A 21,932-nucleotide genomic window follows, 5' to 3' on the forward strand; every position below is an offset into this window, starting at 1 on the left:
GATAGGTCGGAGGTGTAAGCATGGTAACATGTTCAGCTGACCGATACTAATAGGTCGAGGGCTTGACCAAGCTTAAGTAGTTAAGCTAAGAGTTAAGATATATAAGTTATGTAGCAAATGCAGAGGTTGATTAAAGGATAATTTGTTGTGCAATGTGTTGTTTTGAATGTTTATAAAAGTAATCCTCGATAGCTCAATGGTAGAGCATTCGGCTGTTAACCGAAGGGTTGTAGGTTCGAGTCCCACTCGGGGAGTTAAATAATAAGGCTCGTTGGTCAAGCGGTTAAGACACCGCCCTTTCACGGCGGTAACAGGGGTTCGATTCCCCTACGAGTCATTATATGTTAAATATTTAATGCATATTATTTATATTAATATGCCGACGTGGCTCAATTGGCAGAGCAGCTGACTTGTAATCAGCAGGTTATCGGTTCAAGTCCGATCGTCGGCTTTATATGGACCTTTAGCTCAGTTGGTCAGAGCAACCGGCTCATAACCGGTTGGTCCGGGGTTCGAGTCCCTGAAGGTCCATTTATAATTTATTAATTTACTAATTAGGCCCAGTGGTTCAGTTGGTTTAGAACGCCGGCCTGTCACGCCGGAGGTCGAGGGTTCGAGTCCCTTCTGGGTCGTTTAGTGACAGTTAGTTACACTCCGTTGTCTGGGTGTGGCTCAGTTTGGTAGAGCGCTAGAATGGGGTTCTAGAGGTCGCAAGTTCAAATCTTGTCACCCAGACCAAACATAACTAATTTAAGAAGGGCGCATAGCTCAGCTGGGAGAGCACCTGCCTTACAAGCAGGGGGTCACAGGTTCGAGCCCTGTTGCGCCCATTAAATGCCGGAGTGGCGGAACTGGCAGACGCACAGGACTTAAAATCCTGCGGTCCTTAAAGATCGTACCGGTTCGATTCCGGTCTCCGGCATTAACTTATAGCACCCTAGGTGCTTTTTATATCTTAATAATGTTTTTTGTGCGCATAGCTCAGCTGGATAGAGCGTCTGACTACGGATCAGAAGGCCGGGAGTTCGAATCTTCTTGCGCACGTCAAAGAAACTCTGGGTTTGCAGTTTAGTGCTTGCCGAGGGTTTTTATTTGATTAAATAAGGGTTTTAGGCGAATTTAAAGGGGGAGTTATACTATAATTGTATAACCCACTTCTGACTACTAAAAACGGGTGGAGAAAGTATCGTAAAATCTCTTGAAAAACACTTTATCTAGTCTATAAAATTATCCTTTCCAGCAGTTAAAAACAATGTATTTGACATATGTAAATATCTTTCAGTAACTTTGATTACAAGCTAACAACTTATCAGATGTCTATATTTATAACAAATAAGAAAATAACTGTAGATAAAAACAGTTCATTAAGAGTATACAGTATACATTTGTATATTAGTTGATTTTTGTTGAATTATCTGATAATATATATATATAAGACATATTAGTATTGGGGGAAACGTGTATGAAGAAGACATGTTATAAAAATACTAGCGGATGGCTTAATGATGACAAGAAAGAATACGGATTTTGGGCGATACTTACAGTAATTTTACTTCTATTATTAATTATGTTTTAAGTCTACCTATATGGTAGACTTTTTTAGTTTCCACATAATATTAACAATAATATACTCCTAAACATACTATGAACTAACACTTTAATACATTTTAATAGAAGCTATAAAGGAGTTATGGTATGACTGATATGGAACCAAAAGTTAGTAACAAATTAAAATTAGTATTCTTTGTTAAACAAGGTTTAGATAATTTTTTGGATGAAATAATTTTTAATTTATCAAAGAACTATGAGATAAGAAAAATGATAATAACTCAATATACACAAATTGACGAGGGAATGGCATGGGCAGATATTTGTTGGTTTGAATGGTGCGATGAGTTACTTATTTATGGAAGTAAACTTGATATTGCATCAAAAAAATACGTAGTTTGTAGATTGCATAGTTATGAAGCATTCACTAACTATCCATCTTTAGTTAATTGGATAAATGTAGACAAACTTATAGTTGTTGCAAAACACATAAAAGATTATGTAGCTGTAAAATATAAATTAGATAATCAAAAAATTGATGCTATACCTAATGGTATAGACATAGATAAGTATACATTCAGAGAAAGAAAACAAGGCTATAATATTGCTTATGTAGGTTATATAAATTACAAGAAGGGTCCTATGCTTTTGCTGCATACCTTTAAAGCTATTTATGATATAGATAATAGATATAAACTATATATAGCCGGATTATTTCAAGATGAGCGATATTTATTATACTTTAATCAAATGATCCAAGAGATGGGCTTGTCTGAAAACGTTTTATATGAGGGATGGAAAGATAATCTGAATGAATGGATGGAAGATAAGGATTATATTATTTGTACAAGTGTTCTAGAATCACAGAATATCAGTGTTATGCAAGCAATGGCTAAAGGTATAAAACCTATTATACATGATTTTGTAGGTGCATTTGACGTATATAGAGATAAGTATATATGGAATACAATTAATGAAGCATACGATATGATAAATCAACAAGAATATAATTCCATGGAATATAGAAATTTTATAGAAGATAATTATTTATTAAGTAGTCAAATAAAAAAAATAAATAATACAATTGATTCTGTTGTTGATACTAATACTAAAAAAGACAAGTTTAACTATATAGATTATTGGGATAAAAGATATTTAAATAAAGGTACATCTGGTTTAGGTTCATATGGGGATTTAGCTGATTTTAAAGGCGAGATGGTGAATCATTTCATTAAAAATAATGATATAGGGTCTGTGATTGAATTTGGATGTGGGGATGGTAATCAACTTAAGAAAATTGAATATAAAAAATATGTTGGTTTAGATGTGTCAAAAGTATCTGTGGATAAATGTAAAGAAATATTTGTTAAGGATGGTGATAAAGAGTTCTATTTATATGAACCAGGAATGATAGATAAATTAGATATCAAAGTTAAGCCGGATATGGTTGTATGTTTGGATGTGCTTTATCATATTACTGATGAACAACATTTTATTAAAACACTTGATGATGCTTTCAAGATTGATTGTCCGTATATAATTTTTTACACTATGCTTAAAAAACCTGAAATCCAATTGGCAAATCATCTGAAATATAGAAATATATTTGATTATCTAACAAAGTATAAAGGATATTCGATTAAAAAAATTATTAATCAAAAATATCCTGAACAATCCTATTCTGATTTTATGATTATAGAAAAAGAAGATGAAGTGATTAATATTAAATGCTTACAAGATGTAATTGATAATCTTAATGAGTTTTCATCGCCTCTTCAAGATATAATTGATAACTATGACTTTTCAACTGTAAAAATATTGGCTGGTAAAAAAGAAAAAGTAGCAGAAAACTACTATTTGATTGAATATATAATAGAGAATAATGAGGAAATGAAGTTAACTTTAATCGGAATAATAGTGGATGAAATAAATAGGAAAATACTATATCCCAAATATATCAAAAACTCAAATGGATTTAATAACATAGATTTTTTAACAAACCAATTAATCAATTCTACTATATTTGATAACAATAATTCAAATATAGTAAATTTTGTATTAGATAGTGATTTAAAAAAAGATATAGAATGTAATAAATTGATATATATGTGGGAAAGAGCTATACCTGGTACTGGATTTATGCCTCTCTCAGGATATTTAAACATTATTCTACGCTATAGGTTAGCAAAAAAATTTATTACTATTAATGATGACATATTAGAAGCAGCATGTGGATTTGGTTATGGTGCAGCTTATTTCTCAGAATTATGTAATACAGTAGAAGCCCTTGATATAGCTGAAGAAAATATTACATTTGGAGAAGTGGCTTATCCAATTACGAACGTTAATTGGACTAAAGGGGATGTGACTGATTTACCATATGATGATAATAAATTTGATGCATATGTATCTTTTGAGACAATGGAGCATCTCAAAGAGGAAATTGTTGAGCAGTATCTAAAAGAAGCATCTAGAGTATTAAAAGACAAAGGAAGATTAATTATATCTACACCTAATGCTGTTAATAGAAAAAATATCAATAATCCATTTCATATCAAGGAATATAATTTATATGAATTTGACACTTTACTAAAAAAATATTTTACTCACATAAATTACTATTCACAAGTTGATTACAAAATTGTGAAGGGGATTTCATGTGTAACTAAAATAATGATTGCAGTATGCGAAAAATGATTTTAAATTATATTATAGCAAAATAAAAAAATGTATAAAAAATGGGACAAGATGACTACTTACATCATATTATATTATGAGATATTCAATATGGAGGTTAGTTAAATGTGTGAGGAAACTGCAATGTATGTAAAAGCAAGATGTAGAAAATATCATTGTCAGGAAAATAGGGATTGTACTCATGATTCAGATTGTATATTAACTGATGTAATATGTGGAAGTATTTATCTAAATAACAGTTGTTATAATGTTCTTTGGCAATCTATTGACATTGATGCTGCAATTACAGTAAATATAGAAAATAAATCAGATTATATAATAAAATTAATTGTAAAAGGTAAAAGGCATACTGCAGTTAAAATTTTACCACATCAGCAAACTATTGTTACTGTACAGAATGTCCATAAATTGATAGTTAAGCGTAATTGTAATCTCCCTAATAATAATAATTGTAAAATATGTTATAATATAGGAATTCACTATATATCAGATTTACGCAGTTCTAGAAAACATATAGGATATAGAGAGTCTGCTTGTAATGATAATATATGGTTACCTATCTCAAGTATTTGTTCAGCATTTATGTAATTCTCTAATAGGTTAAGTGATAATATTCAACTTATTTTTATTAAAGGGGGGTGAAATAATATGGGATGTAATAATTTGAATTCTTGCTGTGGAGTAGGTAGTGCAGTTTTAAGTGGAAGCAACAAAAGTGTACAATATGGTTATACTGAAAGAACTATAGAATTAGCTGGGGCATCTGGAGTATTTGAAATATGGGATGCATTAAATTTAAATGGATTAACAGGAACAGTTGATATAAGAGGGGATTTAATTCCAGCTACAACAAATGTTATAATAAATGGTATTAATACCACAGCTATAACTAATAATATTTTTAGTAGAAGTATAGATCCACTTAATTCAGTTTCAATATATGCAACTACGTCAGCTACAACTTCAATTATAGCTTCAGTAATCGCAACAGCATTTGACTATTAATAATATAAAAAATCATAACTAAGCAATTATAAGCCAAATTCTATTAATATATATATTACTTAACTTGAATATCTCTATGCTTATAACTAATATTTTCATAGCGAAATGGTATAGATTTCTATACCAAAAATCACAACAGATAAAGCATTTTATAATAGGATAAGTGATATAAGAAAATATTTTTATATTAAAGAAAAAAGGTGAAAATGTATGGCATGTAACAATTTAAACTCTTGTTGTGGTGTAGGTAATGCAGTTTTAAGCGGAAGTAATAAGAGTGTACAATATGGTTATACTGAAAGGTCTATATTATTAAGTGGAGCATCAGGAGTATTCGAAATATGGGATGCCTTAAATCTAAACGGACTATCAGGAACTGTTGATATAAGAGGAGAAATAGTTCCAAGTAAAACACGAGTTGTAATAAATGGTGCTAATACAACAGATATCACAAATAATATTTATAGTCGAAGTATTGACCCACTAAACTCAGTTTCAATATATGCAACTACATCAGCTACAATTTCAATCATAGCTTCAGTAATTGCGGCAGCGTTTGACTATTAATAAATAAAGCAAGGTCATGTCTAATAAAAACTTGAATCTAATAGTTACATTATATCACTTATTTGCCTTATAAAATTTTAGATAACTAGTATAGGTTAATTTTTATATAATTTTATTAATTTTTTAATTTCTGTAGCTGAATTATGATGTTTTATAATATACTCTTTTCCTTTTTTTTCAATAGATTTTAACATTTCTTTGTTATCTATTATATAAGCTATTACATCTTTAATATTTTCTGGTCGAGAATTTATTATAGGAAGTTCACTTGGATATATATCCATCATAAAATCGTTAATCCAGCAAATTACTGGCTTTTCTAATGCCATAGCCTCTATAGCATGATAAGTATAATTACCTGTAGTTATTTCATCAATAACTAAATCTGATTGTTTATAAACCAATAATTTGTTTTCCCAGGATAATTCTTGCATTTGTAGAAGAACAATATCATAGTGGATTTTTAATTCATTTATCGCTTTTAGAACATATTTTATTCCATTAGATTTAGTGACAGATGGAGTACAAGCAATTGTGAATTTTTGATTTTGCTTTTTATTATAATCATGGGAAGGATTGTTTATATATTTAGTAATATCTAGCATTGGACTGATATAATTGATAGTATCAAAAAAATTTTTTACATAGTTATTAAGCTCCCAATTACTAATGATACAGTTAGGTATATATTTGGAAATAGTATATAAAGATCTTTTAATATTATCATCATGTACACTATCTAGTCTGATATAAGGATTATATTTTATCGCTTGAGATGTAATACGGACTTCTTTATCCCATAGATGCATAAAAAGTTTTTTATCATATTCTTTCAAAATACATAGGTCTAAATTATTTAATGTTAATGAACTAAGGTAATTAAAATGGAAAACATCAAACATGGGTATCATTTTGGCTGTAATATCTATTATACTATTCAATAATTTCTCATCAGATGTAAACTTATATATATCTAAGATATAATCAGGATTATTAAAATTATAATTTGGGATATAGTTTAGAAGTTTAGTATCAATTCCATGTTTATTTAATATATTTCGTAAATTTATCGTTTTTACAGTTGGATCTGTTGTACCCATAAATACTCTTATATTGTTATTATTGATTCGTGTTTTTGATATATCAACTGAATTATTATTAGTTAATTTTAGTTCAATATTATTTTTGATAGAAGCATAATCCAACTGAATATTATTGTGTTCCATATTTGTATTATGATAATTATACTTAGCATTATTTATAGGTTTAATAACTAATTCTATGATATCATTCATTTCTGGATATTCAATTATGGCCTTTTCAGCTAGTTTTAAACCATAATTAATATTTTCTATGTTTTCATTAAATGCATTAACAATCTTTGTCACAAATGAGCTTTCTCTTTTTTCAAGTATATCACTTTTATTAAGCCTAATAATCTTTATACAAATCTTAATATATTTACTAAATATATTGATAATTTGTTCATTTGTTATTATATCATTATTTATTAATTCGTTAGTGCGATGTAATATAACTTGAGCTGCTCGTTTAATTCTACATATCTCTACAATATTTGAATAATCAAATTCATTTCTATTAAATATTGGGACAACAGATAATAATATTTCATTCGCTCCATCAAGATCCATTCCATCAACATCATATTGTTGGATTAAATCAAGGTAATTATTATTAGCATTATATATACTCTCCTTTGATTGATTTTTCACTTTATCTATAAAATCAATATCAGTTTCTAGATTGAAAGAAGAATAAAATTTATTGATCTGAATATCGGTTAATTGAATAATTCTTTTGATTATGAAGAATATAAAAACATTCTCAATACCATCTATTTTACTTGATATTATTTTATTTCTATAAAATTCTATGAGTTCTTTATATCTATTGGTATAAAAATAGGAATTTACAATTTCATACAAACAATTTTTTAAGGTCAAATCATCATCAATTTCATATACTTTATGGATGCAATTTATATATTGTTTTAATCTATAGTTCATGACAATATAGAATCTAACTGCTTTGCTTTTGTATCCTAATGTATAAAATGCATATCTGCCGTCTTTGGCTATAGCAGATTTAAAAAAATCTTTAACCATGATAAGATATTTTTCAATATAGGGTAGGGCTTCCACATATTTTTCAGTATTGAAAAGTATATAAGCTTTATAATATATAAAATCTATAAAATCAGGTTTGTAGCTAAGAGCAGTATTTATTACTTTATCAGCTTTATCGAATTTATAGCCATTACAATAAATAGCTGCAGCATTGTTAAGATACATTATAGTAATATCATTAATTATTTTGTTTTCATTAATAATATTCATGAATATATCAACTTGTCGAATTGCATTATTGACATCACCATACATGCCATAACTAGTGCTCAATTGATATCTATAATATGCGTTACGAGGGTCTTTTTCTAATTCTTTTTTTAGTAAAGTAGAAGTTCTTTGAAATTTTTTCTCTTTAATATCTTCAGTCATTATATATCCGTAGTGAGTAATGGATATATCTAGATTTTTAATAGGATTATTTATCATAGCTTGATTGTGAATAGCACTTGAGTAGTAAAATTTTGTATTATTTCCAAATATACGTGATTGTGTCAAGCCAGAAAATTTTGTTAACTGGATATCTGTGTAACTTATTATAGTCATTGTGAAGGTATTATAAGCTAGATAATCAGTGGCGGTAAACTCATTAATTATTTTTTCGATTTCATCTTCCATTAACTCTTCATCAGCATCCATTGTAAAGATGTATCTACCACTAGCGAAAAGGTTGCAATAATTTCTAGCATCTGAAAAATTTCCTGTCCAATTGTAATAAAATATATTTTTTGTGTAATTTTTAGCGATTTCAACAGTGTTATCATCTGAACCAGTATCAACTATTATGATTTCTGCTAGAGAAGAATCAACAAGAGGCTTTAAACTTTTAAGACATCTATCAATATTTTTTTCTTCGTTTTTTACTATCATACATATACTAAGGATATATGGATAAACATCATATTCATATCTCAATTTTTGAATATAATAATAGAGTATCTTAGCTTTTTCAGGGAACTCTTTAGATGCGTCCATTAAGACATTAATAGATTTTTCTATCAAGTTATTTTCTTTTAAATTGGAAGCTTCGTTAAATAAGTTGAGAAATCTAATATCAGATTCATTAAGCTGGTTATCATGTATATTACAATATAGTATATATAACTCAAACACAGTTATTAGTTTATGTCTAATTTCAGGAGTTTCAGATTTATTACCCATAAAATTCATGTAGTTTTCTATTAATGATAAATAGGTTTTTAATCCATCAGTATCGTCCTTAGAAATTTTGTTATGATAATTTATTATGATATGGTATAGATATTGCTCACAGTCATCAATATTTTCTAAAATATATTCAAGAAATTTTTTTTGGGAGCTATCATCAAGATTAATAATAAAATTGGGTAAAATATTATCTGAAATAAAATCATAAATTAACCAGCTATAATAAATTTCTTTTTCAGAATCAATGGATTTATAATTATTTTTTATACTGGTATAGTATTGATTTACATTATCTTTCTTTATATTCTTAATTCTAATATAATCGATATAACTATTTTCTATTTGAGAATCAATGAATACTTTTTCTAGGTCTAATATATTTTGAGAATTCATATTGTATTTTTTTCTTTCTAATGTAGTATAAAAAAGAGAGTGAGTATCTGAATTCTTATTTGATATATAATTTTTATACCATACTAAAAGCTCTCGATAATGATGTTTCTCTATTAATAGATCAATAGTTCTTTCGATATTATTGTAGTTAATGAAACTTATATCATCAATGGTTAAATCTAGATTATTGTTAAAACCTTGTACACCTCTATTGTATACTAATACTTCTTCACGAGTAAATGAAACCTTTTTATCTTCTGATAGATAAGTTTTTACATTGATGCTTATGTTTCTGTAATCATCTTTGCTTAATTCATTTTCAATTGATGTCACTAATTCAGGAGTTATAATAAAACCTTTATCAATAACCATGATTCTTTTATTTGTTGATGAATATATACAATATTCTTTTAAAGTAGGGTAATCATTATTATATTTAAGAACTGAATAATCATAAGAAATGTCAAAAGTATCACTAGTATTACTAATGATTATAAGTTCTGTATCATAATTGATGATTAGTGGTTTAATCAATTCAAATATATTTTTTGGATCTTGTTGATCTTGATGTATTATTATGCTTAGACTAATCATAGATATCTCCTTTATTTGATTTATGAGTAAATGGTTATAACTTTTTATATTATTAAAGTATTATCAGTTTTATTGTTGTGTTACTTAATTGTCTGATGGAGTTAGTGATTAATGTAACTATTCAGATTTGATATCATAAACTATACTAACAAAATAAGATTTAGTTCTTTTAATTAAAAAGTCACTAGCTTATTGAACATATAAGAAGTAGGAGAAATTATGAATAAAAGAATATGTGTTATAGGAGCAGGACGCTGGGGGAAAAACCATATAAGAACACTGAATGAAATGGGGAATCTTGGTGGAATAGTGGAAAGCGATAATATAATCCTTAACCAATTCCTAAGTAAATATAATGGAGTAGAAGGTTATGCAAAAATGGAGGATTCATTTGTAGATGATTACGATGGATACGTATTAGCAACTCCAGCGGATACACATTTTAAAATAGGTAAATTAATTCTTGAAGCAAAGAAAAATGTACTTATTGAAAAACCTATTGCACTTACGTCGAGAGAAGTTAGAGTACTAATAGATTTATCTAAAGAAAATCATTGCCAATTAATGGTTGGTCATCTTCTACTATTTCATCCAGCAATAATTAAACTAAAACAATTAATTAATAATGGTAAAATTGGGAAAATATTATATTTATATACCACAAGGTTGAATTTTGGAACTGTACGTACTAGAGAGAATGTTTGTTTCTCATTGGCACCTCATGATATTTCTATTTTGAATTATCTAATGGATGAATTACCAACAGATATTGAAGCTGTAGGAAGTTGTCTGCTTCAGAAAAATATTCCTGATATAGTGATCGCTAATTTTACATACGAAAGTGAAATTGATGCACATGTATTTGTTTCATGGCTGCATCCTTTTAAAGAACAAAGAATAATTGCAATAGGTGATAAAGGTATGTTGTATTTCAGCGATTCAGGTATGGATAAAAATATTTATTATTATGATAAGATAATAAAATGGGAAAATGGTAAGCCAATAAAATGTGATGAAGGTACAGAAGTTATAGAATATGATAAAGCAGAACCATTAAAGAACGAATTAGAATATTTTATAAAATCTATAGATGATCCACAATTAAAAATAGCCGATGGAAAGAGTGGTCTTGAAGTTATAGAAATACTTGAAGAGATTACTAATAAAGTTAGTTGTAACATAGAAAAGGAGGTAGAAGAAAATGAGTAATAATAATTATTATGTCCATGAAAGTACGTATATTGATGATAACGTTAGTATAGGTGATGGAACAAAAATATGGTATTTCTCTCATATACAAAAAGGGGCAAGGATTGGAGAAAATTGTGTAATTGGACAAAGTGTAAATATAGCTAATAATGTAATGATTGGTAATAATGTCAAGATACAAAATAATGTATCTGTTTATGAAGGTGTTGAGCTTGAAGATTATGTTTTCTGTGGACCTTCAATTGTTTTTACTAATGTAAAATATCCAAGGAGTAAATATCCAGTAAAAGGTGGTGATGATTATCGTAAGACGTTAGTGAAGGAAGGAGCTTCTATTTGCGCTAATGCTACTATAGTTTGTGGAAATAAGATAGGTTGCCATTCTCTAATAGCCGCAGGAGCTGTTGTATGTTCTGATGTACCTGACTATGCTTTGATGGTTGGAGTACCAGCTAGACAAATGGGATGGGTGTGTGAATGTGGAGAAAGGTTGACAGGCGATCTGATATGTAAAAAGTGTAAAAGATGTTATGAAAAAATTAATGATAGAATTATGGAGGTGAAATAGTATGATACAGATGAATGATTTAACTTTACAGTATAAAAAATTAAAACTTAGTATAGATAAGAGGATTGATGATGTACTAAAACATGGTAGATTCATTATGGGTCCAGAAGTTTATGAATTAGAAGAGAAATTAGCAGAATATGTAGGGGTAAAACATGCAATTTCTTGTTCAAGTGGAACAGATGCATTAATGCTTACATTAATGGCATGGGAAATAGGACCAGGAGATGCAGTTTTTACTACACCTTTCACATTTATATCAACATCTGAAGTAATAACCTTGTTAGGTGCAACACCTGTGTTCGTTGATATAGATAAACGAACATATAATATAGATCCAAAATTACTTGACAAAGCTGTGAAACAAACATTGAATGAAGATAAATTAACGCCAAAAGCAGTTATCCCAGTAGATTTATTTGGATTACCTGCTGATTATCAAAGTATAGAAAAGATAGCTTTAAAATATAATATAAAAGTACTAGAAGATGCTGCACAGAGTTTTGGTAGCATGTATAAAGAAAAACGTGGAGGTAGTTTCGGTGATGCTGGATGTACTTCTTTTTTCCCCGCGAAACCTCTTGGCTGTTATGGAGATGGAGGCGCAGTATTTACCGATGATACAGATTTAAGTGATAAAGTTAAATCCCTTAGGGTCCATGGGAAAGGTAGTAATAAATATGACAATGTAAGGACTGGGATAAATGGTAGACTTGATACTATTCAAGGGGCCATATTACTTGCCAAATTATCAGTATTTGATGAAGAACTTAGATTAAGAAATCAAGTTGCTAGGGATTATTCTAGTGAGTTGATAGATATTGTTACAGTTCCTGAGATTCCAGTAGGTTGTACATCAGTGTGGGCTCAATATTCCGTTTTAGCAAAGGATTATGATGAAAGAAAGAGGATTATGCATTCCTTAGAAGATGAAGGGATAAAAACGTCTATTTATTACCAGAAACCTTTACATTTACAAGGGGTATATAAAAATCTCGGCTATAAGATAGGTGATTTCCATATAGCTGAAGAGGTAAGTAGTAGAATTTTTAGTCTACCAATGTACCCATATCTTACAAATAAAAAATTAGGGAAAATAATTAAAGCATTAAAAACTATAAAATAATAATTTAAAAAACAGGATAAAAGAGAAAGATCCCTTTTATCCATAAACATGTCCGATTTAACTATAAATTAATAATAGCTTCCAAAACCACAGCAGCATCTTCTTCTACATCCACAACAGCAACCGCAACAACAACTACAGCAACCGCCACAGCAACCGCCATATCCGCCATAACCATAACCATAACCGCCATAACCGCCGCCATAACCGTAGCCACCATAACCATATCCTCTACAACAACAACCATAACCAAACATAGTAACACTCCTTTCATATAATTTCCTAATTTATATTATTCGATAGTATATAAAATTGTGACAAGCTAGGAGAATAATTGTTTGGATTAGCAGTTATTTATTATATTAAGTGTATTTTATGAAGAAGTGTGTCTAGTAACATTATATAGATATTTTTAATATAATAAATTATAGCTTGTATAAAAAAAGAGGTGTTATATGAAAATAGGATTTCCAGTAAAGCCAGAAGGTGGAGGTGGAACTAGAACATGGGTCAAAGTTTTTAGCAACTATTGTGCGTCCAAGGGACATCAAGTCTATTTTTCTAAAGATGAAAAAGTTGATGTTTTCATAACTTTGGCTTTTTATTCTACCCCTGACGAGTTAAAGAGAATGAAGGAAAGAAATACTAAGATATTATATAGAATGGATGGTATTTATTATAATTTTTTAACAGATAACAGAACAACTATTAGATTAAATGGTCTTATAGCAGATTCTATGAAGTTAGCTGACAAAATTATATATCAAAGTGATTTTTCTAGAATTATGGCTAGTCAATTATTTAATGGAAAAGAATTACCCGGAGTTGTAATCTATAATGGAGCGAATACTAATGTATTTAAAGAAAAAGGTAAGATACTTCCCAGGCCAGAAGATAAGAAAATAGTATTATCAATAGCTTATTGGGGACCCGAGTTAATGGCAGAATACAGTATTAATAATATTATAAACATAGCAAAAGAATTAGCTCATCGAAAAGATATAGAATTCTGGGTTCTTGGAGAAGCTTATCCATACGTAGAACAAATAATTAGGAGAGCAAATCTTAATAATATCACAAGATATAATCTTAGGACACCGATTCCAAGAGAGAGAATGCCAGAGTATATACGTACTTCTGACATAGTATTACACACTAGACCAAACGATGCTTGTTCTAATTTAATCATCGAAGCAATGAACGTGGGCAAGCCAATAGTAGGTCTTAATTTAGGCAGTACTCCAGAACTTCTAGGGGATGCTGGTCTACGAGGAGAATGTGAACCATCATTTGAACATTTTCCAATAATGAATATTAAAAGTATGGCCAATCAGATATTAAAAACATTAGATGATTATGATTACTATGAAGAGAAAATAAAAGAGAGAAGTAAAAGATTTACTTTAGAGAAAATGTGTGAAAAATATTTTATAGAAATTAATAATCTAGTAAACAATTCGGATGTGGTACAGTGAATATAAAAATTTTTTTATCAAATAATAATTTAGCTCCTACTACCATTTCAGGAAAATTATTTGCTGATGCTTTAAAAAAACGAGGTTATAATATTGAAATAGTACAAGAATATAATAGGAAAAGAGAAATACTAAGAAAAATAAGTTGTGATATTATAATATTTCAAAAAACTTTTGATAAGGGACATAGCTATAGAGATGTAAAACATGTAAAAGGAAAAGTTCCTTTAATATATATAGATGATGATTTTTTGGGAATGAATGATAAGAATCATATTGATACATTAAATGTTGCAGATCTTATTTTAGTAGGAAATAAGCAACATGAGACGCTAATGCATAAATACACTAAGACACCCGTTGAAACTATTACATCTATACATGATTTTGAAAATTACATCTATGCACCATTTGAGAAAAGAAAAAATAATCCATTGATAATTAGTTGGCAGCAAAGTCTGGCTGATGTGTATATATCTGATTTATTAAGCATAAAGCATCCATTAATCAATCTTCATAAAGAGTATGGAGTTAGATTACAACTATATGGATGGCATGAAGGGAAGCATTATGGAAAACCAGATAATCGAGACTTTGTTAAAAAATATTTGCCTTTTGCTGAATTTATTTCTTTTATGCCATATGATGATTATATTAGGCATATTGTACCCAAAATTGCTATGTCGGATATATTTATCGTACCTTATCTAAATATACCTGATAGATATGGTAAAGCTGGATTCGGTCTAAAAAGGATTATGATGTTAGGCGTACCAGTTGTCGTTTCTAATATAGGTATTCATAAAGAATTAATTCAAGATGGGATTAATGGTTATATGGCAACAACTAGAGATGAATGGTATCAAAAACTCAGACAATTAATTATTGGACCAGATTTAAGAAAAAAATTTTCTCTTACAGGTAGAAATTTGATTGATACTAAATATAGTTATGATAATTGTGTTAATATATTTATAGATGCAATAAAAAAATATATACCTGATTTTAGATAGTTAATATATTTAAGTTCTTTACCACTATTACTTTAGATGTTAAAATTATTGAAGAGAATTCTTTAAAATATATTAATTAGCTATTTATTCATTGTGAATAATTTTTATATTGTAACGTTTCTGAATTAATTTTAATAAAATGAAATAAGACAACTTGTATATAAAAGAGGTGAAACATGAAGGGTATTATATTAGCAGGAGGATCTGGTACAAGACTATATCCTTTAACAAAAGCAATATCTAAGCAAATGTTACCTATTTATGATAAACCAATGATATATTATCCCCTTGCGACATTGATGGAATCTGGTATTAGAGATATACTTATAATATCTACACCAAGGGATATTGGCAGTTATAAAGAACTACTAGGCGATGGCTCTAGATTTGGAATATCATTATCCTATAACATTCAAATTAAACCCAAAGGCATAGCAGATGCATTTATTGTTGGAAAACAATTCATAGGAAAAAGTTCAATTGCATTAATACTTGGAGACAATGTTTTTTATGGAGAAAAATTAAATAGTATTTTACAAAAAACTGTTAAAAGAAAAAAAGGTACTACAATTTTTGGTTATAGTGTGAAAGATCCAATTCATTATGGTGTAGTAGAATTTGATGATAATTCAAATGTAGTTTCTATAGAAGAGAAACCTCAATATCCAAAATCTAATTTTGCTGTACCGGGATTATATTTTTACGATAATGATGTTATAGATATAGCTGAGAACATTAAGCCATCAGATAGAAATGAGCTAGAGATTACAGATGTTAATAAAGTATACATGAAGAATAATAATTTGAAAGTTGAGATACTAGAAGAAGGTATATCATGGTTTGATACTGGAACTTACCAAGGGCTTCTTAATGCGGCTAACTTCGTTGAAACTATACAAAAGCAGCAAAAAATATATATTGCGTGCCTAGAAGAAATTGCATATAAAAAACAATATATCAATAAATATCAGTTACTAAAATTAGCTGAATCAATGATTAAAACTGAGTATGGACAATATCTAAAAAATATATTAGAGAGGTAGAAATAAATGGGGAAGTTTAATTTTATTGAAACTGATATAAAAGATCTATATGTAATAGAGCCAAAAGTATTTCAAGATGGTCGTGGATATTTCATGGAAAGTTATAATAGTAAAGATTTTGCAGATGCAGGTCTTAATACAGTTTTTGTACAATCTAATGAATCTCTTTCAAAAAAAGGTGTTTTGAGAGGGTTGCATTATCAATATAAATATCCACAAGGGAAATTGGTAAGGGTTGTTATGGGAGAAGTTTTTGATGTTGCAGTTGATTTAAGAGAAAACAGTAATACTTATGGAAAATCTTATGGTGTAATTCTATCAAGTGATAACCAAAAACAGTTTTATATACCAGAAGGTTTTGCACATGGTTTTCTAGTATTGTCAAATTATGCTAAGTTCATATATAAATGTACTGATTACTACAATAAACAATATGAAGCAGGAATTGTATGGAACGATCATAAGATAGACATTAACTGGCCACTAGATAAGGTTGATAATATTATACTTTCAGATAAAGATAAAATTTGGCCCGAATTTGGAGATAACGAAAAATTAATAGGATTAGAGGTGAGAAAATGAAAACAATTTTGGTTACAGGTGGAGCTGGATTTATCGGCAGTAACTTCATTAGATATATTATAGATAAGTATAATGACTATAGAGTAATTAATCTTGATGCATTGACTTATGCTGGGAATCTAGATAACTTGATAGATATAGAAGATAATCCTAATTATGTCTTTATTAAAGGTGATATATCCAATATAGAAACAGTCAATGAAGTTATGGAAAAAGGTGTAGATTATATCATTAATTTTGCGGCAGAAAGTCATGTAGATAGAAGTATCAGTAGTAGTAATGCATTTATCAAGACAAATGTGATGGGTACGGGGGTTCTATTGGATGCCTCTAAAAAATATAATGTGAAAAAGTATATTCAAATTTCTACAGATGAAGTCTATGGTTCATTAGGAGCCACAGGATATTTTACAGAAAAAACACCTATATCACCTAATAATCCGTATTCAGCAAGTAAAGCTAGTGCAGATTTATTAGTTAAGGCATATTATGAGACTTATAAGTTGCCTATAAATATTACGAGATGTTCTAATAATTATGGTGCTTATCAATATCCAGAAAAATTAATTCCATTAATGATAAGTCGTGCATGTGATAATGAACCACTCCCAGTTTACGGAAATGGTTTGAATATTCGTGATTGGATTCATGTAAAAGACCATTGTTCTGCAATAGATAAAGTTCTTCATTATGGAGAAGTAGGAGAAGTCTATAATATTGGTACTAATAATGAGAGGAATAATCTGTTTATCGTTAGACTAATAATAGATTACCTAAATAAGGACGAATCATTAATTCAATTTGTAGATGATAGATTAGGTCATGATATCAGATATGCCATAGATGCTACAAAGATAATAGAACAATTAGATTGGAAACCTACCTATAGATTTGAAGAAGGAATTAAAGAAACTATCAAATGGTATTTAGATAATAAGGAATGGTGGAGAAAAATAATTAATTAGTGAGTTGAAAACTCTACATAATTAAGATGAATTATGATTAGCAGATAAACTGAAGAGAGAGAATAGTGAGGAATTCTATAATGTTATATAATATTGGAATTCTTTTTTTGTGCTATATTAATGTACTTAAAATGTATAGCTAGGTAACTATCATCAATGATTATTCATATAATGTATAGTGACAAATAATTAATATGAAGGGAATGTTTTAATGTCGGCTCCACTAGTATGTTTTGTAACATGGAACAGAGTTGGACTAACTGTACAGAATCTACAGGCTTTGCTTGATACAACAGATGATTTTGAATTATATATTATTGATAATAATTCAACAGATGATACATGGGAATATTTACAGTCAGTTAAAGATGATAGAATAAAATGTAAAAAAAGATTTATTCAGAACTGTGGAGTTGTTTATGCTATAAATTATGCTTTGAGCAGAAGGAAAAAAGACCAATATTTTATTTTAGTAGAAAATGATGTATATATAGAAACAAAAGATTGGATTTCAAGATTTATGGAAGTGATGAATAATTTTCCAGAAGTAGGATTATTAGGTGGTGTTAGAGAGGGTCTATTCAAACAAAAGAAGATAACACCAACACTCTGTAGAAAAGATGGTATTAGCTATTACCAACATAATATGATTTTAGGATGTTGTAATTGTATAAGACCTGAAGTATTTAACTATATAGGTTATTGGAATGAAGAAACTTATGGAGCAGATATAGATATGGGTATTCGAATAAATAATTATACACCTTATGTTACAGGATATTTGCCTGAGGTGCAACTAATACAACCTCAATTTGTATGTTGTAATCATTGTTTATATAAAAATAGATGTTCTTTAGTCAAAGGGAAAAAAACATGTTTTGATGTCCACAAGTTGAATTATTGTCATGATAAATTTGCTAAGTTAATAAAAGAAAAGGAAACTACGTATTTTGAGGAAGTCAATTCGGGAAAACGTTCAATTTTCTGCGCCTCAATACATGATCCTAATTCTATAAAAAAACATTATTATAATAAGAAAATGGCAGAAGAGAATTTTCGGTTTTTCATACAAAATGCTAACTAATCATATAATTAGTTACAAAAATATGTTTAGTATTTCAGAAATGGAGGCTTGAAAAATGAGAGATATCATTGTTTTTGGAGCTGGAGGACATGCAAAAGTAATTATTGATATTATAGAAAAACAATGTGAGTTTAATATAGTTGGATTAATTGATCCGTTTAAAGAAAAAGATGAGAATCATTTTGGTTATAATATTGTTGGGAATAAACAAGATTACTTGGTTTTGGATAAAATATCTGAGGGAATAGTTGCAATAGGAGATAATTGGACACGTTACAAGATGGTATCGTTGATAAAGGATATAAACCCTATGTTTGAATTTATTACATGCATTCATCCGTATACATCTATTGCCAGAGGTGTAAAGATAGGAGAAGGTAGCGTACTAATGGCCGGTGCTGTTATTAACAGTGATTCGATAATAGGTAATCATTGTATAATAAATAGCAAAGCATCAATTGACCATGATAATATTATAGGTAATTATGTATCTATATCACCTAGTGTTACTACAGGGGGACATGTAAGAATAGGAGATTTTTCAGGTGTTGGATTAGGTACGAATATAATTCAAAATAGATTTATAGGTAATCATACAGTTATTGGTGCTGGAGCAACAGTAATAAAGGATATTCCATCTTATACCGTTGCTTATGGGACACCTTGTAAAGTAGTAAGGAAACGAAATCAAGGAGATAGATATTTGTGATAGAAAGATAGTATAATATTTTATTTGAATAGTGTAAGAGTGGGTGTAACTATGATTAATGTTACGAAAACTTATTTGCCAAATATTAATAAATATAAGGAGTATATTAATAGAATATATAATTCAGGTTGGATAACAAATAATGGTGAATTAGTTAGAGAGTTAGAAAATAGATTAGAAAAATATTTAGGGATTAGAAATTTGATTTTAGTGTCTAATGGAACCTTGGCACTTCAAGTTGCTTACAAAGTTTTAGGTGTTTCTGGTGAAGTAATCACAACACCTTTTTCATTTGTTGCTACAACAAGTAGTTTAGTGTGGGAAGGTTTAAAGCCTAGATATGTTGATATAGACGAAAATACTTTCAATATTGATGTTAATAAAATAGAAGATCAAATTACTAATGAAACATCGTGTATAGTTCCAACTCATGTTTTTGGAAATGGATGTGACGTAGAGAAAATAAAAAATATTGCTGATGAAAATGATTTAAAAGTAATATATGATGCCGCACATTGTTTTGGTGTAAAGTATAAAGGAAAAAGTATACTTAATTATGGAGATATCAGTATATTAAGTTTTCATGCGACTAAAATATTTCATACCATAGAAGGTGGAGCTTTAATAATACGGAATGATGAACTTAATGCTAAAGTAAAAAAAATGATTAATTTTGGGTTTGCTTCCCACGAGAATATTGTTGAGTTGGGAATAAATGCTAAAATGAATGAATTCCAAGCTGCCATGGGTCTGTGCGTATTAGATGATATTGATGCGATAATTGAACAAAGAAAAGAAACGTATGAATATTATATAAAATCCTTTAAAGAAATATCATCTGTAAAATTTCAGCAAATTGATGAAAGATGTACAATAAATTATTCTTATTTTCCAATTATATTTAGATGCGAAGATGAATTAATAAAAGTAAGAGACAAATTATTAGAAAATGATATTATGCCTAGACGATATTTTTATCCTTCATTGAATAAATTACCATATGTTCAAGATCAAGACATGCAAAGATCCGATGATATATCAATAAGAATTTTATGTTTACCTATATACAATTCATTAGATAAACAGAATCAAGATAAAATAATCAACATCATTAAGCAAAATATTAGTTATAGATAATAGAGAAAAACCAGTTCAATTATAGGAACATGGTTTTTTCTCTATTGATTAATCAAAAATTAGAATATGTTTATTAACAGCGTTAATAAATTCTCTTATTAGCTTATGATTACTATATTCTGTTTCGATAAATTCTTTTGACTTCGTTGCAAAGGTTTCTCTTAATTCTGTACTAGTGATTAAAGATTCTAGATTTTTATACCATTGTTGAGAAGTATTAGCTAGAAAACCATTTTCACCATTTTTTATTAAAGTTCTATGATGCTCTGTATCAGATGCAACGATAGGTAAACCTAATAACATTAATCTTTTTAATCCAAAAGCACTTTTTCCCCATCTTCCTTTGTGCTTAATGTATGGCATAATAAAAACATCAGACAGAGCAATCTTTGGAACTATGTCAGTAAAATATTTTGTAAGAGGTTGATACTCTATGAAAGTAGCAAAGGGTAATTTTTTACTGACTTCACGTCGTTGATCAGGATAATCCTTGCCCATATGCCATCCATATAGATGAAGTTCAGTGTTATAATTTTTATGTATTCTGAATAAAGAATCTGCAATCATTAATAAATCATTTGTATAAGCATCTGCACATGCCTGTTGCCAACTAATAATAAGAGGATTATTTGTTTTTTGACTAATTGGTATATAGTTATAGTTTTCAAAATCAATCATACATGAAACAACTTCAATAGGTGCATTGGTAAATTCCTTTAAAGCTTTTTTATGTTGAGTTGTACACACAATAACTAAATCAGATATTTTTATTGTTTCTAATTTATCATTTTTATTCATATCTTGAAAATCATTATCTATATGAATTAAGTTGACTTTACCTTTTAGATGTTCTATATATTTTTTAGTGTGAGCAGGACATTGAATGAAAATACTAATCCCCCA

Annotated in this window: 18 protein-coding genes and 9 tRNA genes; 24 read left to right on the plus strand and 3 right to left on the minus strand. The window is 28.8% G+C overall.

Translation table 11 applies throughout. From position 1 onward, the window contains the following. Positions 1–182 precede the first annotated feature (182 nt). The 13 genes from ACX6CF_RS20330 to ACX6CF_RS20390 all read left to right on the plus strand — a co-directional run bounded on the left by ACX6CF_RS20330 (position 183) and on the right by ACX6CF_RS20390 (position 5,817). Positions 183–254 (plus strand) — tRNA-Asn (locus tag ACX6CF_RS20330). An 11-nt stretch (positions 255–265) separates the two neighbouring features. After that, positions 266–337, plus strand: a tRNA-Glu gene (locus tag ACX6CF_RS20335). Between the two features lie 41 nt (positions 338–378). Then, a tRNA-Thr gene (locus ACX6CF_RS20340) sits at positions 379–451 on the plus strand. A 6-nt stretch (positions 452–457) separates the two neighbouring features. After that, a tRNA-Ile gene (locus ACX6CF_RS20345) sits at positions 458–531 on the plus strand. A gap of 26 nt (positions 532–557) precedes the next feature. After that, a tRNA-Asp gene (locus tag ACX6CF_RS20350) sits at positions 558–632 on the plus strand. Positions 633–661: 29 nt separating this feature from the next. Further along, positions 662–738 (plus strand) — tRNA-Pro (locus ACX6CF_RS20355). Between the two features lie 19 nt (positions 739–757). Then, positions 758–830, plus strand: a tRNA-Val gene (locus ACX6CF_RS20360). Positions 831–836: 6 nt separating this feature from the next. Beyond that, positions 837–922, plus strand: a tRNA-Leu gene (locus ACX6CF_RS20365). Positions 923–970: 48 nt separating this feature from the next. Then, a tRNA-Arg gene (locus tag ACX6CF_RS20370) sits at positions 971–1,044 on the plus strand. A gap of 651 nt (positions 1,045–1,695) precedes the next feature. Next, complete coding sequence (locus ACX6CF_RS20375; protein ID WP_458787203.1) at positions 1,696–4,245, plus strand: methyltransferase domain-containing protein; 2,550 nt, start codon at positions 1,696–1,698, stop codon at positions 4,243–4,245. Between the two features lie 105 nt (positions 4,246–4,350). Next, on the plus strand, positions 4,351–4,833 hold the full coding sequence (locus ACX6CF_RS20380; RefSeq protein ID WP_458787204.1) for a hypothetical protein: 483 nt from the start codon (positions 4,351–4,353) through the stop codon (positions 4,831–4,833). Positions 4,834–4,893: 60 nt separating this feature from the next. Next, positions 4,894–5,250: a hypothetical protein gene (locus ACX6CF_RS20385; RefSeq protein WP_458787205.1), complete on the plus strand. Its 357-nt coding sequence runs from the start codon at positions 4,894–4,896 to the stop codon at positions 5,248–5,250. A 210-nt stretch (positions 5,251–5,460) separates the two neighbouring features. Beyond that, positions 5,461–5,817: a hypothetical protein gene (locus tag ACX6CF_RS20390; RefSeq protein WP_458787206.1), complete on the plus strand. Its 357-nt coding sequence runs from the start codon at positions 5,461–5,463 to the stop codon at positions 5,815–5,817. Positions 5,818–5,912: 95 nt separating this feature from the next. On the opposite strand, the gene ACX6CF_RS20395 is transcribed toward ACX6CF_RS20390, so the two are convergent. After that, the gene (locus ACX6CF_RS20395) at positions 5,913–10,118 is read right to left on the minus strand and encodes a glycosyltransferase (protein WP_458787207.1); all 4,206 of its coding nucleotides are present in this window, start codon (positions 10,116–10,118) and stop codon (positions 5,913–5,915) included. A gap of 219 nt (positions 10,119–10,337) precedes the next feature. On the opposite strand from ACX6CF_RS20395, the gene ACX6CF_RS20400 reads away from it, so the two are divergent. From ACX6CF_RS20400 to ACX6CF_RS20410, 3 genes are read left to right on the plus strand one after another with little or no spacing between them, the layout of a single operon-like run. Next, on the plus strand, positions 10,338–11,327 hold the full coding sequence (locus ACX6CF_RS20400; protein ID WP_458787208.1) for a Gfo/Idh/MocA family protein: 990 nt from the start codon (positions 10,338–10,340) through the stop codon (positions 11,325–11,327). After that, positions 11,320–11,895 (plus strand): acyltransferase, encoded by a 576-nt coding sequence (locus ACX6CF_RS20405; protein WP_458787209.1) that lies wholly within the window; start codon positions 11,320–11,322, stop codon positions 11,893–11,895. The genes ACX6CF_RS20400 and ACX6CF_RS20405 overlap by 8 nt, the downstream gene beginning before the upstream one ends. A 1-nt stretch (position 11,896) precedes the next feature. Then, positions 11,897–13,021, plus strand: a complete 1,125-nt coding sequence (locus ACX6CF_RS20410; RefSeq protein ID WP_458787210.1) for a DegT/DnrJ/EryC1/StrS family aminotransferase — start codon at positions 11,897–11,899, stop codon at positions 13,019–13,021. A gap of 61 nt (positions 13,022–13,082) precedes the next feature. On the opposite strand, the gene ACX6CF_RS20415 is transcribed toward ACX6CF_RS20410, so the two are convergent. Beyond that, on the minus strand, positions 13,083–13,295 hold the full coding sequence (locus tag ACX6CF_RS20415; RefSeq protein ID WP_458787211.1) for a hypothetical protein: 213 nt from the start codon (positions 13,293–13,295) through the stop codon (positions 13,083–13,085). 181 nt (positions 13,296–13,476) lie between these two features. On the opposite strand from ACX6CF_RS20415, the gene ACX6CF_RS20420 reads away from it, so the two are divergent. From ACX6CF_RS20420 to ACX6CF_RS20455, 8 genes are all read left to right on the plus strand, one after another. Further along, complete coding sequence (locus tag ACX6CF_RS20420; protein WP_458787212.1) at positions 13,477–14,496, plus strand: glycosyltransferase family 4 protein; 1,020 nt, start codon at positions 13,477–13,479, stop codon at positions 14,494–14,496. Next, positions 14,493–15,509: a glycosyltransferase gene (locus ACX6CF_RS20425; protein WP_458787213.1), complete on the plus strand. Its 1,017-nt coding sequence runs from the start codon at positions 14,493–14,495 to the stop codon at positions 15,507–15,509. The genes ACX6CF_RS20420 and ACX6CF_RS20425 overlap by 4 nt, the downstream gene beginning before the upstream one ends. Positions 15,510–15,685: 176 nt before the next feature. Then, on the plus strand, positions 15,686–16,552 hold the full coding sequence (rfbA, locus tag ACX6CF_RS20430; RefSeq protein WP_458787214.1) for a glucose-1-phosphate thymidylyltransferase RfbA: 867 nt from the start codon (positions 15,686–15,688) through the stop codon (positions 16,550–16,552). Between the two features lie 6 nt (positions 16,553–16,558). Next, complete coding sequence (gene rfbC, locus ACX6CF_RS20435; RefSeq protein ID WP_458787215.1) at positions 16,559–17,134, plus strand: dTDP-4-dehydrorhamnose 3,5-epimerase; 576 nt, start codon at positions 16,559–16,561, stop codon at positions 17,132–17,134. After that, positions 17,131–18,099: a dTDP-glucose 4,6-dehydratase gene (rfbB, locus tag ACX6CF_RS20440; RefSeq protein WP_458787216.1), complete on the plus strand. Its 969-nt coding sequence runs from the start codon at positions 17,131–17,133 to the stop codon at positions 18,097–18,099. Before rfbC ends, rfbB begins: the two co-directional genes overlap by 4 nt. Positions 18,100–18,310: 211 nt before the next feature. Beyond that, complete coding sequence (locus tag ACX6CF_RS20445; RefSeq protein WP_458787217.1) at positions 18,311–19,183, plus strand: glycosyltransferase family 2 protein; 873 nt, start codon at positions 18,311–18,313, stop codon at positions 19,181–19,183. A gap of 55 nt (positions 19,184–19,238) precedes the next feature. Continuing rightward, positions 19,239–19,892: an acetyltransferase gene (locus ACX6CF_RS20450; protein ID WP_458787218.1), complete on the plus strand. Its 654-nt coding sequence runs from the start codon at positions 19,239–19,241 to the stop codon at positions 19,890–19,892. A gap of 51 nt (positions 19,893–19,943) precedes the next feature. Next, entirely contained in the window at positions 19,944–21,029 is a 1,086-nt protein-coding gene (locus tag ACX6CF_RS20455; protein WP_458787219.1) for a DegT/DnrJ/EryC1/StrS family aminotransferase, read from the plus strand. A 48-nt stretch (positions 21,030–21,077) separates the two neighbouring features. Here the strand turns inward: ACX6CF_RS20455 and ACX6CF_RS20460 are convergent. Further along, positions 21,078–21,932, minus strand: an 855-nt coding sequence (locus tag ACX6CF_RS20460; protein ID WP_458787220.1) for a glycosyltransferase, incomplete at its 5' end; no start/stop codon positions are given.

The organism is Vallitalea sediminicola (assembly GCF_054408565.1).

Bases quoted from the DNA above. Each gene is read 5' to 3' on its own strand.
- ACX6CF_RS20385 (WP_458787205.1), top strand. From the start codon at position 4,894: ATGGGATGTAATAATTTGAATTCTTGCTGTGGAGTAGGTAGTGCAGTT.
- ACX6CF_RS20415 (WP_458787211.1), bottom strand. From the start codon at position 13,295: ATGAAAGGAGTGTTACTATGTTTGGTTATGGTTGTTGTTGTAGAGGAT.
- rfbC (WP_458787215.1), top strand. From the start codon at position 16,559: ATGGGGAAGTTTAATTTTATTGAAACTGATATAAAAGATCTATATGTA.
- ACX6CF_RS20450 (WP_458787218.1), top strand. From the start codon at position 19,239: ATGAGAGATATCATTGTTTTTGGAGCTGGAGGACATGCAAAAGTAATT.
- ACX6CF_RS20390 (WP_458787206.1), top strand. From the start codon at position 5,461: ATGGCATGTAACAATTTAAACTCTTGTTGTGGTGTAGGTAATGCAGTT.
- ACX6CF_RS20375 (WP_458787203.1), top strand. From the start codon at position 1,696: ATGACTGATATGGAACCAAAAGTTAGTAACAAATTAAAATTAGTATTC.
- ACX6CF_RS20380 (WP_458787204.1), top strand. From the start codon at position 4,351: ATGTGTGAGGAAACTGCAATGTATGTAAAAGCAAGATGTAGAAAATAT.
- rfbA (WP_458787214.1), top strand. From the start codon at position 15,686: ATGAAGGGTATTATATTAGCAGGAGGATCTGGTACAAGACTATATCCT.
- ACX6CF_RS20420 (WP_458787212.1), top strand. From the start codon at position 13,477: ATGAAAATAGGATTTCCAGTAAAGCCAGAAGGTGGAGGTGGAACTAGA.
- ACX6CF_RS20400 (WP_458787208.1), top strand. From the start codon at position 10,338: ATGAATAAAAGAATATGTGTTATAGGAGCAGGACGCTGGGGGAAAAAC.
- ACX6CF_RS20410 (WP_458787210.1), top strand. From the start codon at position 11,897: ATGATACAGATGAATGATTTAACTTTACAGTATAAAAAATTAAAACTT.
- ACX6CF_RS20405 (WP_458787209.1), top strand. From the start codon at position 11,320: ATGAGTAATAATAATTATTATGTCCATGAAAGTACGTATATTGATGAT.
- ACX6CF_RS20445 (WP_458787217.1), top strand. From the start codon at position 18,311: ATGTCGGCTCCACTAGTATGTTTTGTAACATGGAACAGAGTTGGACTA.
- ACX6CF_RS20395 (WP_458787207.1), bottom strand. From the start codon at position 10,118: ATGATTAGTCTAAGCATAATAATACATCAAGATCAACAAGATCCAAAA.
- ACX6CF_RS20455 (WP_458787219.1), top strand. From the start codon at position 19,944: ATGATTAATGTTACGAAAACTTATTTGCCAAATATTAATAAATATAAG.
- rfbB (WP_458787216.1), top strand. From the start codon at position 17,131: ATGAAAACAATTTTGGTTACAGGTGGAGCTGGATTTATCGGCAGTAAC.